The sequence below is a fragment of the Candidatus Pseudomonas adelgestsugas genome, assembly GCF_004124255.1.
Taxonomy (GTDB): domain Bacteria; phylum Pseudomonadota; class Gammaproteobacteria; order Pseudomonadales; family Pseudomonadaceae; genus Aquipseudomonas; species Aquipseudomonas adelgestsugas.
This window is the reverse complement of record NZ_CP026512.1, coordinates 234,251-249,255: the sequence shown is the minus strand read 5'-3', so window position 1 is coordinate 249,255 and position 15,005 is coordinate 234,251. Positions and strand designations below refer to the sequence as shown.

General features: G+C 38.8%; 9 protein-coding genes and 1 tRNA gene. 4 read left to right on the top strand and 6 right to left on the bottom strand.

The window, feature by feature from the left end; genetic code table 11:
- Window positions 1–388: 388 nt before the first annotated feature.
- Together C3B55_RS00625 and tyrS are read right to left on the bottom strand one after the other, a co-directional pair.
- Window positions 389–465, bottom strand: a tRNA-Ile gene (locus C3B55_RS00625).
- 872 nt (window positions 466–1,337) lie between these two features.
- On the bottom strand, window positions 1,338–2,537 hold the full coding sequence (gene tyrS, locus C3B55_RS00620; protein WP_129210544.1) for a tyrosine--tRNA ligase: 1,200 nt from the start codon (window positions 2,535–2,537) through the stop codon (window positions 1,338–1,340).
- A gap of 144 nt (window positions 2,538–2,681) precedes the next feature.
- On the opposite strand from tyrS, the gene C3B55_RS00615 reads away from it, so the two are divergent.
- Window positions 2,682–4,094, top strand: a complete 1,413-nt coding sequence (locus C3B55_RS00615) for a peptidoglycan DD-metalloendopeptidase family protein (RefSeq protein WP_129210542.1) — start codon at window positions 2,682–2,684, stop codon at window positions 4,092–4,094.
- 1,079 nt (window positions 4,095–5,173) lie between these two features.
- On the opposite strand, the gene erpA is transcribed toward C3B55_RS00615, so the two are convergent.
- Window positions 5,174–5,524, bottom strand: coding sequence for an iron-sulfur cluster insertion protein ErpA (gene erpA / locus C3B55_RS00610; protein ID WP_129210540.1), 351 nt, complete (start codon window positions 5,522–5,524; stop codon window positions 5,174–5,176).
- 1,244 nt (window positions 5,525–6,768) lie between these two features.
- Here erpA and hemJ point away from each other — a divergent pair.
- The 3 genes from hemJ to coq7 all read left to right on the top strand — a co-directional run bounded on the left by hemJ (window position 6,769) and on the right by coq7 (window position 8,813).
- The gene (gene hemJ / locus C3B55_RS00605; RefSeq protein WP_129210538.1) at window positions 6,769–7,197 is read left to right on the top strand and encodes a protoporphyrinogen oxidase HemJ; all 429 of its coding nucleotides are present in this window, start codon (window positions 6,769–6,771) and stop codon (window positions 7,195–7,197) included.
- Window positions 7,198–7,709: 512 nt separating this feature from the next.
- A complete protein-coding gene (locus C3B55_RS00600; RefSeq protein ID WP_129210536.1) occupies window positions 7,710–8,048 on the top strand; it encodes a histidine triad nucleotide-binding protein in 339 nt (112 codons plus the stop codon).
- A gap of 117 nt (window positions 8,049–8,165) precedes the next feature.
- Complete coding sequence (gene coq7, locus C3B55_RS00595) at window positions 8,166–8,813, top strand: 2-polyprenyl-3-methyl-6-methoxy-1,4-benzoquinone monooxygenase (protein ID WP_129210534.1); 648 nt, start codon at window positions 8,166–8,168, stop codon at window positions 8,811–8,813.
- A 52-nt stretch (window positions 8,814–8,865) separates the two neighbouring features.
- Here the strand turns inward: coq7 and C3B55_RS00590 are convergent, their stop codons facing one another.
- From C3B55_RS00590 to trpD, 3 genes are all read right to left on the bottom strand, one after another.
- Window positions 8,866–9,288, bottom strand: coding sequence for an OsmC family protein (locus tag C3B55_RS00590; RefSeq protein ID WP_129210532.1), 423 nt, complete (start codon window positions 9,286–9,288; stop codon window positions 8,866–8,868).
- 986 nt (window positions 9,289–10,274) lie between these two features.
- Window positions 10,275–11,108 (bottom strand): indole-3-glycerol phosphate synthase TrpC, encoded by an 834-nt coding sequence (gene trpC, locus C3B55_RS00585; protein WP_129210530.1) that lies wholly within the window; start codon window positions 11,106–11,108, stop codon window positions 10,275–10,277.
- The gene (trpD, locus tag C3B55_RS00580) at window positions 11,105–12,154 is read right to left on the bottom strand and encodes an anthranilate phosphoribosyltransferase (RefSeq protein ID WP_129210528.1); all 1,050 of its coding nucleotides are present in this window, start codon (window positions 12,152–12,154) and stop codon (window positions 11,105–11,107) included. The genes trpC and trpD overlap by 4 nt, the downstream gene beginning before the upstream one ends.
- Window positions 12,155–15,005: the final 2,851 nt, after the last annotated feature.

Here is a 15,005-nt window from a genome sequence, read left to right as displayed (position 1 = left end):
AAGAATATTGCATAAAAATAAATAGTATTTAGATTTACTAACAATTATGATAACAACCATAAAAACTATTACCTGCTATTGCATTGGACACTATCCTTGCAATGCCATCGACGCTACATTGTTTGACTGAGTTTAAAATTTAGTTGGGTGATTCCAGTTATCTATAGTTATCGTAGATAAACATGTTTTGTACTGTATACCATTTCGTATTTTGCCTTATGCTTTTCTTTTTTTATAAAAAACGGCTAACTAAGTAAATTTATTTAGTTATTACTAAGTTTATTTTTTATAACTATTAAAGCTTTTTTAATTTTTTACGTATAAGGAAAACTCTGAAGGTGATGGAGATATATCTTTATCTCTCTAATAGACGTTTCCCATACTAAATTGGTGGGTCTGGGCAGATTCGAACTGCCGACCTAACCCTTATCAGGGGTGTGCTCTAACCAACTGAGCTACAGACCCAATTTTAGGCTTCTTTTTGTCGTTTTTTTAACGAAAAAAACGACTTAATGCTGACGATTAAAAGAAACTATATTATATATAACATCACCTATGACAGCAAGGCAGCCAACTTTGCCCAGTTGGTGTTCAGACTAAAATTAGCTTTACTAGATATACTCCGCTTGTGAGCTTAGCTAGTTACTATCATAGTGCATCCGGAGCACAGTATTTACTCTTTAGATAACACCAAGGCAGCGATATATTTAAAGCAGGTTTTTACCTATTGCGCAAAACCTTCTACCACATGCACTCTGATGGGGTGCATGCCGATCTGATGCCCAGAAAGACTTTAACACTACTTAATTAAATTATGTATAAGCAAGAAAAAATTTATTTTTTGATAAACAAGGCTTACACATATTAAGCACACTATTAGCTTTAAATTTTATTGATGATAGAACTCATCATTTTATACATATACAAGGTATTTTAAATGAGCTAATACTTTGATAAAAGTGTTATTTATTGAGCCAGCTAGCTCTGGCACCTGCGCGAGTTTTTTTAGTTTAACCATTAAGAGTCTGTCAATTAAACTTTTAACCAATTAACTTACGTAAAACATGTTATAGCATTACCATTTACTGTCAAGTCGCAATTATCACTAGCCTTCAAAGATCTCTTCGATTTAAATAACCTCAACTACTGACGTGTTTGTTAAACAGTAACAAACCAAGCATGCAGTAATACATGCTAATTCCTGCATTTATTTCTCTGCTTTGAATCAATAATTATTGTATTAATCATTGATATTTATATATCACAAGATTTGTTTATTTTAACATAATTATAAATTATTTATAGAGACAACTTACCATTAATACTTAATTTTCAGTTTATATTGATTTAAGCGTAATACGCGCAAATACCTTCTTTCCAACCTGGCAAACATGGGTAGCACTTAACTCATACAGAAAGGTACGATCGACAATCTTACCATCTATACGTACAACACCAGAACCCAAAAGGTCGCGTGCAACTGCTGCATTCTTCACTAACGCTGCTTTATTGAGCACGGTCGCAATTGGCATTGATTCGGTAGCCTTCAGCTCAATTTCCGGCACATTATCCGGTAAATAGCCATCTCTCATACGATTGCCAACTGCACGATGAGCACTAACTGCCGCTTCTTCACCATGATAACGTGCGATGATCTCTTCCGCCAACGTTATCTTTAGGTCACGCGGATTAGTACCCGCCTCAACCTTATAACGTAGCGCTTTAATCTCGTCCATTGAGCGAAAGCTCAGCAGCTCAAGATAACGCCACATCAAAAAATCAGGCATTGAAACTAGCTTACTATACATCACACCAGGCGCTTCCTGTATTCCTACATAGTTACCCAGAGACTGGGACATCTTTTTGACACCATCCAATCCTACTAACAATGGCATAGTCAAAACGCACTGCGCCTCTTGTCCATAAGCACGTTGTAGCTCACGCCCCATCAGCAGATTAAACTTCTGATCAGTACCTCCAAGCTCAACATCTGCATACAATGCTACTGAATCATAACCCTGAACTAACGGGTAAAGAAACTCATGAATCGCAATCGACTGATTAGTAGAGTAACGCTTATCGAAGTCATCACGCTCAAGCATACGCGCCACAGTATACTGAGAAGCCAGACTAATAAAATCAGCTGGTTTCATCTGATCCATCCAGACAGAATTGAATACCACTTCAGTCGTAGCTGGGTCAAGAATATTGAATGCCTGGGTTTTGTAGGTCTCGGCATTATTAAGAACCTGCTCACGGGTCAGCGGCGGGCGCGTTGCACTCTTACCGCTCGGATCACCAATCATCCCAGTAAAATCACCTATAAGAAAAATGACTTGATGCCCAAGTTCCTGAAACTGGCGCAGCTTATCAATAAGCACGGTGTGACCTAAGTGTAGATCTGGCGCCATTGGATCAAAGCCAGCCTTAATACGCAGGGGCTGGCCACTCTTTAACTTTTTAATAAGATCAGCTTCGCCCAACAGCTCTGCTGCACCAAATTTTATTAGCGCTAGTTGCTCTTCTACCGACTTCATAACAGACCTACAAGTTTTATCATGCATACGGACACAATATGGCAGGCCAGTATTTACAAGCTTGCGCTATAAGTTATTTGGTTATATTTTATACAGTTATTTTATTTTTAATATTTCCATGTATATTCAAAGTTCAAATTATTTATGAGCATACCACAATCTAACATATTGATAGTTTATCTAAAGGCCTACCTGCTCGTTACAAGCAGTATAACCGCTTGTTTCAGTCTAGTGCTCTTAGTATGCCATTTTTGTGACGTAGAAGCTAAAAGAATATCTAGAAGTTTTGACATTGAAAATCAGTTCAAAAAACTTATACACAATCAAGACATTTCCAGCATACAGCAAGCTATACATGCACCCACAAAATCTCTATTTGCACAGATGGACAGCACCCCAGAAGACGTCCAGGTGATCACCCAAGAGCAGTCTACGCCTATCAACCAAAAGAATCCATTATATCGGCAAATAACTGTTACCAAAGGTGATACGCTTTCAACGCTCTTCGAAAAGATTGGCCTACCTGCTTATACTATTAATAAGGTGTTAGCAAGCAATAAACAAGCCAAACAATTCATGCAGCTTAAACACGGCCAAAAACTTGAATTTGAATTAACCTCTGAAGGCCAACTAAAGAATTTACACAGTACTATTAGTGATCTCGAAAGCATTACTTTGACTAAAAGCGCTCAAGGCTTTGCCTTTAACCACATCATTACCGAACCAGTAATGCGCTCCGCCTACATACATGGTGTCATCAATGGCTCGCTATCACAATCAGCAGCTTGTGTAGGACTATCACATAGTATGACCATGAACATAGCTAGTATGTTTGGCTATGATATTGATTTTACTCAAGATATCCGTCAAAGTGACGAGTTTGACATAATCTACGAACAGAAAATCGCTAATGGCAAAATTGTCGGTACTGGCGCTATTCTTTCAGCGCGTTTCACTAACCGCGGCAAAACTTACACTGCAGTGCACTATACCAACAAACAAGGCAACAGCAGTTACTATACCGCCGATGGCTACAATATACACAAAACCTTCATTCGTACACCGGTAGACTTTGCCCGTATCAGCTCACGCTTTTCAATGGGCCGCAAGCATCCAATCCTCAATAAAATTCGTGTTCACAAAGGTGTTGATTATGCTGCCCCAAGTGGCACTCCAATCAAGGCAGCTGGTGATGGCAAAGTATTGTTGGCTAGCCGGTGTGGCAGCTACGGTAATACCGTAATAATTCAACATGGTGACAATTACCGCACGCTATATGGCCATATGCAGGCTTTCGCTAAAGGCCTGTCGATTGGTAGCAACGTTAAGCAAAGCCAGATTATCGGCTACATTGGCACCACCGGTCTATCCACTGGCCCGCATTTACACTATGAATTCCAAATAAATGGCGTGCATGTCGATCCATTAAGTCATAAGCTATTAATAACCAGCCAGATTTCTAAAACTGAACGCATGCGATTCCTACAGCAAAGCCGGCCCCTGATAGAACGAATGAACCAGGAGCGCTCTACTCTGCTCGCCTCAGCTAAGCGCTAAAGTATATATTATGTAAATGTTATGGCTATAACTAGCTTTAATAGCTTGGATATCGTTTTAATTAAACAAGGCTAGGTAATTAACTTAGTTGCTACTCGCTATCCATTTACACCTAGCATCATATGCGCTGATCTGTCAAATCTATACACTGAAAGATTGAATGAGATCGCCAGTTCGAGAATCATAAGTATTAAGTAATTCTTACAACTACAGGCATTCATGTTTGCTTAAAACGGTAACACTTTAAAAACCAAGACATCAGTATTATTGATAATCACTACTAAATCATCTGCTATAAACATAGCACGTCATCGTTACCTACTTTCCATGAAGCATTATTCAGTAAACGCATCAGCGGTAGCCATTAACTGAATATCGATAAACTCAAAAAAACCTTAGTTTACTGAAACTGGTAAACCATTAACAAACTTTAGCTGCGACCTGGGTAATATCTTCCTAAATACCTTGGGTCCATTATTAATACAGAAAGCATGTTGATTGCAATAACTTAATCGGCCAGCAACTGGTGAGATAAAACCTCAGCTGCGCTAAGCATTGCTTGGCTATCTATTCTTTTTAACTAAAGCTCAAAAGTATTAATTGTAAAATATTGAACCTTAGATAGTGTTACGCACTATCTATCTAAATTAGCAATGTGCAAGCTTTAAAATATACAATCGGGCACCACGCCACAACACAAGCCTGCAGCGTTAATCATCATCAAATCTATACAAAATGCATAGACCGATATCGAAATCATGCAAATTTATAGTGATAATAGTACTCATGATGCTATCATCGCTAGCTACCTAGCAACGCTAGTGCCATGATATGCAGATTAGCAGCACCGCTTAATTAATAGCTTCGACTCCTCCGACTAGGTCAACATCATGGCCTGTGTGTAACTTACTCGTGTTCTACCTATAAAGGTATCAACACCAACTAACATAGCATCACTGAAGCACGTAAATACAGTTGTTTAAACAAAACTCACCTAACTTAATATTTAAAATATCTAAACAACAAAGCACTGCGTAACCCAACTAAAGCCAAGCAGTATTTGATTATCTACTGATCAATTAGATCGAGAACGAAGATCCACAACCACAAGTAGTTGTGGCATTAGGATTCTTGATCATAAAACGCGAACCTGCTAGACTTTCCTGATAATCTACCTCAGAGCCTGCTAGGTATTGAAAGCTCATCGAGTCTACGACTAAACTAACACCTTCACACTCGACAATAGTGTCGTCATCAGCAATATCTTCATCGACAGTAAAACCGTACTGAAACCCTGAACAACCTCCACCCTTAACAAATATACGTAGTTTCAGGCGATCATTACCTGCTTCATTAACCAAGCTCTTCACCTTGTGAACGGCACTGTGTGTGACTTGCAAAGTCATGGGAGCGTAAAATTTAACGCTCATGCTGATAACCTACAAACTTATCTACGATATATGCATAATGCAGCAGCATTAACTAATTCTCCTGAAAACAGCTAGCTATTTGTGACGATATATTAATATATTTTCAGTTATTAAAAATATAAAAGACTTGACTAACAAGCTTTTTACATATACACAAATTCAAAATTTAATGTATTTTACCTGCGTCAGACAAACACGCTTTCTCATCAAAGGTCACACAAAATATTCATATTCTAGATTACCCAAACACACGTGCTATTAATTAGGATATATATTACTAATAATACTATTGAATTATTATTCTGCAAATGATGCACGGCATTAATGTATAGCATTAATGCCGTGTAAAACTACACTAATAAATTTATAAGTATCTGCCAACAAAATAATTTTGCAAAAAGGTTGACTAACATAGTGCTTTTTTAAAAGACGCTTACAAAAGATGCCGTGTGATCAGCAGCGGTTGCGCAAGGGCGCAGAGTCATTTTATAAATTATCAACATCAAGTACAGAGTAAACATTAGGCTACACACATTTTAACTATAGTATGACACTACATATGATAAATTTATAGTAAGCGGTGACGCTTTTTTTACAAAACAAACCGCTATGCTTTTCGACTTCTAACAACACAGCTAAACCTCAATATGCTCTTAGGTCAGCACAACTTAAAATAGATTTGTGATCCGCGATCAAGTAAGGGGTATCTGCTAATTAACAGTTTCAACAATGGTAAGACACTTAGTTATATATGGTCGGATAAATACCTAACATAACTCAGCTATGCCTGCTTAATTTACTCACAATTGATTGCTAATAAACTTAAACTAACTAATGTAGCGATTTAGGCTTACTAACTATGGTGACCAGTAGTATAACTTAGTAACCTATTACCATATTACTGGTAAGAAGACAAACTAGACAGGTCAATGACCTTGTGTAAGCTAAGCCGGCGATTCACCCCCACCGCTAGCGCATGACGGTTGCGTATAACTTAACGAAAAAATATCTTAACAATACGGATATTGAGCAAATAGAAGCAGGCAGTCAACAATTAACAGTCAACATAGGTGCAAATAGTGCAGTCAACGATAATTACCTTAACCATCAACCAACCATGAACAAATCTACTAAAAGCTCTCGATAAATAAGTAAACGTATCACATGGAGATAACTATCAACGTGACGTGCCGATGCATAAACAACTATGATCTTTCATCATCGCAAACCTGAGAATAACTAAAATGCTATATCTATGGATCAAAGCTTTCCATATCGTTAGTATCGTCTGTTGGTTTGCTGGACTATTCTATCTACCACGCTTATTTGTTTATCATGCGCAAAGTGAGGACGCTGTCAACAAAGAACGCTTCAGCGTTATGGAGCACAGACTGTACCATAGCATCATGGGACCAGCTATGATTGCTACTTTAGTATTTGGTAGCTGGCTGATCCAACTAAACCAGGACGTCTTTCAATCAGGTGCCTGGATTCACGCCAAGCTAACCTTGCTAGTGATACTGCTCGGTTACCACGCTATGTGTGGAATACAGATAAAACGCTTTGCCAGTGACGAAAACACCCATAGCCATATCTTTTATCGATGGTTTAATGAAGTGCCAATTTTGATATTACTGGCAATTGTAATTTTAGTAGTAGTCAAACCGTTTTAATTTCAATTACTTGCGCATATCTCTAATGTCACTACACTAGCTTAAACAATGTTCTGGTACTGAATAATAGACAGCAGATTCTCAATGTGACAATTTTAGTTGCTGCGCTTAAAACATAATTCATAAATAAGCAGTTACTAAGTAAGCAAAAATGATATATGCAGCTCTTCTATTAGAGCTTACGCGAAAAAAATGAAGAACTACAGCATTAAGATCTCGGTACTATACCACGACCTTACGTGTAGGATATTCTTTTGCACTGCATACTGTATACATGGATAAACCTCAAATAGACTGCTACGTACAACTGATCAGCTAAAATTAGGTGTGTTTTACCCTGTGCGTGTACTGGAAAAAATATTATCTTTCCTGAGTTCAACAACCAATAGCTGTAATCAACTTATGTTTAAGCTGCACTGGCTAACACATAAAATTGCTTGAACACTCAACAAAGCCTATTGCCAGCGCTTGAGTACCCAAAGATACTTAATTTTATACTGGAGAAATAGTTTGTGGATACTCTGTTCACTAAGATTATTAACAAAGAAATACCCGCAAAGATTTTCTATGAAGATAGCCAGGTCCTCGCCTTTCACGATACTGCTCCAATGGCTCCCGTACATTTTTTGGTAATTCCAAAAAAGCCGATCCGCAATCTTAATGAATTAACTGAGGGAGACAAAGTTTTAGCTGGGCACATTTTGTTCATTGCTCAGCGATTAGCATTAGAGCAAGGCTGTGAGAAAGGTTTTCGGGTGGTAGTAAACTGTAATGAAGATGGCGGGCAAACTATTTACCACATTCATATGCATGTACTTGGTAAGCGCCAGATGAACTGGCCGCCAGGCTGATCGAGCCAGTAAGATTTATATAGCTCTAGGATTGAAAGCTTTATGGGCTTGATCAGCGCAAACGATTCACTCTATATGTTGTAGACTAAGTCGCCAAGTATTCTATCGGAGGCCTAAATGACTACTCAGCGTCACTACTCACCGTTTGACCGCCTATTAATGCAAGTCAGTATAGCCATGCGTACACTACTGCCGTTCAGTAGTCAACCATATCGCCCATCACCGGCTATTATGCAACCAGATACGCAGATGAACGAGACTGATACCCACCATGTTGCATGCCTAATGCGCATAAACCATACTGGTGAAGTCTGTGCTCAGGCACTATACCAAGGCCAGGCGCTGACTGCTAAGCGACTACAAGTACGCACAGCGATAGAACATACGGCCGAAGAAGAAATTGATCACTTAGTCTGGTGTGAGCAACGTATTCAACAACTTGGTAGTCATCCCAGCATATTGAACCCATTATTTTACGGCTTGTCATTTAGCATCGGCGTCGCTACTGGCTTAATCAACGACAATATCAGTCTCGGTTTTATGGCTGCAACTGAGCATCAGGTGTGCCAACATCTAGATAAACATTTGAAGCAACTACCAACAGAAGACAAAAAGTCCAGGGCAATTCTTGAACAGATGCGTCGCGATGAGGAACACCACGCAGAAAGCGCATTGAATACAAATGGTTTACATTTTCCGGCACTAGTGAAATTTAGCATGAGCATTTTAGCCAAAATTATGACTAAAAGTACTTATTACATTTAATACATTAATAGCATATACAAAAGAAATATGTCTTCTTTAACCAAAGCAACGATCAATCTAACCCAATTATCTCGTAATCATGGGTGATGACCACGCCAGCCGCTCTGAGCATAATCGCCGCTGAACAATACTTTTCTGCTGATAACTCAATAGCACGTTTAACCTGAACATCTTTCAAGTCATAACCCTTCACTACGAAATGCATATCGATTTTAGTAAATACTTTAGGTTCTTCAGTGGCGCGTGTGGCTTTTAGAAAGATTTCACAGCTTTTCACAGCCTGACGGGATTTTTTTAAGATGCTCACCACATCAAAGTTACTGCAACCGCCAATACCAAGCAAGAGCATTTCCATCGGACGTATACTTAAATTACGACCACCATCTTCTGGCGGACCATCCATAATCACTGCGTGACCACTGCCAGACTCACCGAGAAACATGGCCTCACCAATCCATTGAATACGTGCTTTCATCGTTTAAACTCCACTGCCAGAAAAAGCAGTTGTAAACTTATCATATAAACTTACAACTAATCTGAGATAGGTTAATACTGATAACACTAAAAAATAAATACAATCACGCTATCCTAAAAAAGACAGCTACTAAATGATTAGTACATATCTTAATACTAAAGATTTTTTAAAAATTAAAGTTATTTAATAGATGCTTAAAAGGCAAAAAACGCAGTATTTAAGTACCTGCTGAGAATCGAGTGCAAAGCCAATGGGATTAGTTATAAAATATTTAGTAAATTTAGTAAACATGCTATAAACATCTTATGTTCAATGAACAATCAAATTACCAAGAATCCTTCAACAACATCAAGCACTAGTCTAGTTACCTGATAAAACCATGCCAGATACACAACGATATGCATCTCAAGATTAAATACTATAAAATATATGTTTCACTGTCTGTTGTTCAAAATATAGTTAGTTACATAGTCTACCAGACTATGGAAATTCACCTTAGTGCGTCAAAGGTAAAACAGTAATAACATTTACTGTACACTATAACGTTATGTCAAGTAAGAACTAAGTTAGCATTTGACGGTACAACAAAATTTAACTGGACAGTCGCAGCAAGATGCGAGGGAAGCTTAACGCAATGCGACATAGTAGCTATCGGTACGCACTTACTTATTGAACGATAGCTAAACATTGAAAAATTAACCACCATAATCAACTCCTCTAGATCATTATACAGCGATAACTAACTTTACGCCAAACTTGACCACAAGTAGCCACAAATTTAATTTTTAACTAGATCAACAACTCCGCATAGCTGACTTCGAGCAGTAATATCATAGTCGCCAGGCAAATAAGAATCGCAGTTGATATACCGCCTAAAAGATCAGCAAGCGACTAAAACTAGCTTAAAGTAACCAATATTTAAGCGCTAGCAAGTCGCACCTTTAACGGTAAGCTAACCCTCATATTTTGAAAGCATTACAAATTAGTTAATGGCAAAAATCGCTGAATGCCATACTACGGTCTGGAAAAAACAAACGCTGCAATTCTAATCCTGGATCTTCAGCGCGCATAAAAGTCTCGCCGACCAAGAAAGCATACACACCGCTTAGCTCCATAAGATCTACGTCAGCACGGTTAACAATACCGCTTTCAGCAATGACTAGGCGATCACAGGGAATACGTGACAATATATCAAAGATATTATCGAAACTTACTTCGAAGGTATGCAAATTACGATTATTAACACCAACTAACGGTGTGTCGAGAATTTTCAGTGCACGCTCTAACTCATCATTATTATGCACTTCGACTAGTACATCCAAGCCAACGCTTTTGGCTACGGCCGCTAGCTCAGCTATCTTGACGTTGTCCAGTATAGAAACGATCAAAAGCACACAGTCTGCACCTAAAGCACGCGCTTCGATAATCTGGTATGGGTCCACTATAAAATCTTTGCGGATCACTGGTAATTTACACGCGGTGCGTGCCTGTTGCAAGAACAGGTCTGAACCCTGAAAAAAGTCAATATCAGTGAGCACTGACAAACAAGTTGCACCGCCTTTCTCGTAGCTAATAGCTATATCAGCCGGCACAAAGTTCTTACGGATTACGCCTTTGCTTGGCGAAGCTTTCTTAATCTCAGCGATTACAGCCGGATGTTTAAGTTTTGCTCTGCTAATCATGGCATTAGCAAATCCAAGCGGCGCAGCAGCAATTTTTACCATAGATTCAAGTTCGGCCAAGCTAACGCGGATACGGCGTTCAGCGACCTCTTTTACTTTACGGGATAAAATTTTTTCCAGAAAGGTTGGGGTACTCATTCGTTATTCTCTGTCTTTAACACCGCAGTAAAGATACCCAGCTCTTCAAGCTTCTCGCGAGCAAGCCCAGACTGCAAGGCATCATGTGCAAGAGCCACACCATCTTTCAGACTATAGACATAGTCTGCAGCATATAATGCTGCACCAGCATTCAGAATAATTATGTCAGCCGCTTTTTGGCCGTTTTTAGTCTTGCGACGACTCAGAGCATCACGAATTAGCCCTAATGAGGCCGCTGGGCTTTCCACCGATAGACCGTGCAAACTTTGACTTTTTATTCCAAGGTCTTCAGGTTTGATACAATATTCAGTGACTTGATCATTCTGGAGCTCCGCCACAACAGTCGGTACCGCTAGACTAAATTCGTCTAGACCGTCTTTAGAATGGACTACTAATGCATGCTTACTGCCCAGGCGCTGCAAAACCTCAGCTAATAGCCGGCATAGCGCTTGACTAAATACACCAACCACCTGGTGCTTGACGCCAGCTGGATTTGTAAGCGGACCGAGTATGTTAAATATGGTACGCAAGCCAAGATCTTGACGTGGGCCAGCAGCATATTTCATACCGCTATGATAGGACTGAGCAAACATAAAACCAATGCCAACGCTGTCTATGCAGCGCGCTACTTGCGCTGGTGTCAGATTTAGGTAAATACCAGCCGCCTCAAGCAAATCAGCACTACCGCTCTTACTGGATACTGCACGATTACCGTGCTTAGCTACAGTACAACCAGCTGCTGCGATTACAAAAGAAGACGCAGTCGATACATTAAAAATATTCGCACCGTCTCCGCCAGTACCAACTACATCAACTACGCTTTCAAGCGTCTTGAGTTTAACTTTATCAGCTAACTTACGCATGATCAACACGGCACCAACGATTTCATCGATGCTTTCGCATTTCATGCGCATCGCTATCATGAAAGCACCGATCTGTGCATCAGTACATTGACCAGTCAGAATCTCTGACATTACATCACTCATTTCAGCAGTACTCAGGTCCAGATGGCTGACGATACGGCTCAGGGCAGTCTTGATATTCATGGAAAGTCCTTAGCGCGTGCCACCGCTCTGCTTAAGAAAGTTGGCAAATAGCTTGTAGTTCTGTTCCGTTATAATTGACTACAGGCTGACTTGCATCATTTTAACATTCAGCGTCTTGTAGCGTATGCCTATTATTGAACTACCTAAGCCATTTTCTAGCTGAGTCCATACTTGTCAGCTCCATAAACCCGGCTTAAGCTTCACGCTTAACTATTAAATAATCACTAGTCACGGTCACTGTGGCAGGTTCAGGTTGTGTAATGCACTGATGTTTATATGAAATATAGAACTAGTTTCAGTATGCATTATATGGCGTGTAAGCACTACATTAATACTAAAACGAGACTGATAGCTTAGTGGTTCAGGTGTACACCTAAGATCGGCAATTTATTAGCGAAATATTTGATGACCGCAAGAGAAATGCCCATTTTGCCAATATGCAATGGCCAGATACAACTATTATGCATTTTGGATGTATGATAGTGATGTCCGCAATGATTAGTTCGTCATTACACACTTCTCTGGCTTTAATACCAAACTTACTAGAGTACTATTTAACTTTTTAGGTACAGGAATTATAATTACTCAATTATCAGCAATTTGATAGCTCAAAATTATTGAATACACTGATTTCGTATGACTGCCATCATAAGATAGCGCCTTGTTGCTAAACGCATATCCCACCTGTTACAGCTAACATAGCAGGTGGTGTTAAACAACTTGTAATAAGGCAGATAAAGTACAAGCCTAGTCTAGCTAATAGAAAAAACGTCAGGAATATTGACACTTACTAAAGTGGACTATAGCTCATTACATAAAGAACTTGCTGATAACTAATACGGAAATGGTCTATTTAATACGCTTAGGCACAGCAGCTGCAGCTTCGGCTGCGGCGCAATATAAAACAGAAATTACAAAAGGGTAACCACAGAGTGTTTATTCAGAATAGACTATTCTCTTTGAATAAGACTGTTCTTGCATCACTAGAATTTTACTTTTGATACGAAATGCTAAGTAAAATTTAGTATATTTAGCTAATATTTGTTAGCGTCTCTGGCCGCAGCACTCTCATCTCTGGTCTACGTACCAACGCTTACAGTCAATTCACTGTATTTAATCATAATTATGTTTAGTAAAAATCTAGCTAGTGTTAATTTAATACCAACAGTTTGTCCGGCGCTACTTTGCGCTTTACTAAATATACCTAGCCAGCGCTTTAAAAAGACCATGACTTTAAAACGTCAACACCGCTAGGCTCTAAATTATGAGTGACGCTAAACCTAAAGACTCTCTAGTTTGCACTACATTAGGCCTACCTGATTATGTAGAACTAATCGCACCAACAAAGACACCTAGTAAACAAGGTTTACCAATAGCATACAATGATATTTGAGATAGCAGATAGCGTGTGGTTATTTGATGAAACATGCATCCCAGCAAACAACAACTATAGTATCCATATCTTCAATATCTATAGCAGCAATTACCTGAACGAAAATTAACGTATCAGTTTAGCCACTGAGTGTGTTACTATACACAAGAAACTTATACTTCCAGCCTATGCTATAAGTTTAACATATAATATATGTTGATGCCACCTTTGCTTGACATGAGCAAAGGTGGTTGGTGTGGTTAATACCGCTTTGCATACAGTACAATGAATTTCGTAAGTCTCGAATATATGTTTGTTAGAAAAATTAGCACAGGCACCAACAGGTGATACCGACTGCTGGGTTGTTACCACCACCCTACATGCAAAACAGCGTTTAAAGCTTAAGCATGGATGTAAACTATAAACTATCTACATTCTAATTATAGAAAAGCCAGCTTCTACATTTTGATTTAGATTTAACTTAAAGCTTATATTAGTCTGCTCGGCTAACACGCTACGGCATAAAACATGGTACAGAATTTGTTTTGAATTTCTTTTTACTTTAGTGCTAGCACCTAGTCAACTGCAATGCAGCCACCAACCTACATAATCAACTTACCATACTTAATCGCAGTGGCTCGAACCATAATAGCAGTACCCATATATTTATCATTCTAAATAGAATAACCCAGAACACCACTATAATATATACGCATTAGTATAACTGATTCTAACTCGTTAATGATCTCCATCACCAGTATTTGTTGACTCTCTGCACATTAAGCCTGTCAGACGTGATCGCTTGCAATACATATATTGATTACAGTTAGGTAGGCTTTTAGCTTGTTAATAGATATTAGGCATAATATATCATGTTGACTGACTACTAAATGACTATCTTTGCAATAAGCTTCACCAAACCAATTTTTAAAACGCAGCCACTACTATTGCAGCCGAGCTCGATTCACATTAGATGCTCAGTCATTTCCTTGTCGTTGCTCAGCAGATCAATCTAGTGCAATATCAGATATATTTTTTATTTATGGAATCGAGCAGTGTACTCATGGTAATTCTTAGTACACTAGAGCAAACATTTAGACTTGAGATCAATCGACAGGCAAGGCAACACTTATCATCCAGACTAGACTATTAGATGCTATGACGATTTCTAAGACCATTAACAAAATATTCGGCACGCTATAAGCGTGCTCTGAAGGTTTCGATATACCTTTTGGTTTGGTTTCGAAGCTCTAACTCATAAGTGATACTCACATAGTGGTTATGCACGCGCAACACATTGCCGTACGGTAAACCAATCATCAATTAACGGTCATACCGAGCAACTCTATACATTAATTCTAGAATTCTAGCTAATAGGAATTTAATTAGTCAGTCAATTTTAAATAGACTGATAGCAGCGTATCAAGGTCAGCTAAAGTTTCGAAGACCAAAAAATATGCGGCTATAATTGATAGAGGC

What these genes read in the sequence shown, in the direction of transcription:
- tyrS (WP_129210544.1), bottom strand. Translation starts at nt 2,537, where the DNA reads ATGAAGTCGGTAGAAGAGCAACTAGCGCTAATAAAATTTGGTGCAGCA.
- C3B55_RS00590 (WP_129210532.1), bottom strand. Translation starts at nt 9,288, where the DNA reads ATGAAAGCACGTATTCAATGGATTGGTGAGGCCATGTTTCTCGGTGAG.
- C3B55_RS00615 (WP_129210542.1), top strand. Translation starts at nt 2,682, where the DNA reads ATGAGCATACCACAATCTAACATATTGATAGTTTATCTAAAGGCCTAC.
- coq7 (WP_129210534.1), top strand. Translation starts at nt 8,166, where the DNA reads ATGACTACTCAGCGTCACTACTCACCGTTTGACCGCCTATTAATGCAA.
- hemJ (WP_129210538.1), top strand. Translation starts at nt 6,769, where the DNA reads ATGCTATATCTATGGATCAAAGCTTTCCATATCGTTAGTATCGTCTGT.
- trpD (WP_129210528.1), bottom strand. Translation starts at nt 12,154, where the DNA reads ATGAATATCAAGACTGCCCTGAGCCGTATCGTCAGCCATCTGGACCTG.
- erpA (WP_129210540.1), bottom strand. Translation starts at nt 5,524, where the DNA reads ATGAGCGTTAAATTTTACGCTCCCATGACTTTGCAAGTCACACACAGT.
- trpC (WP_129210530.1), bottom strand. Translation starts at nt 11,108, where the DNA reads ATGAGTACCCCAACCTTTCTGGAAAAAATTTTATCCCGTAAAGTAAAA.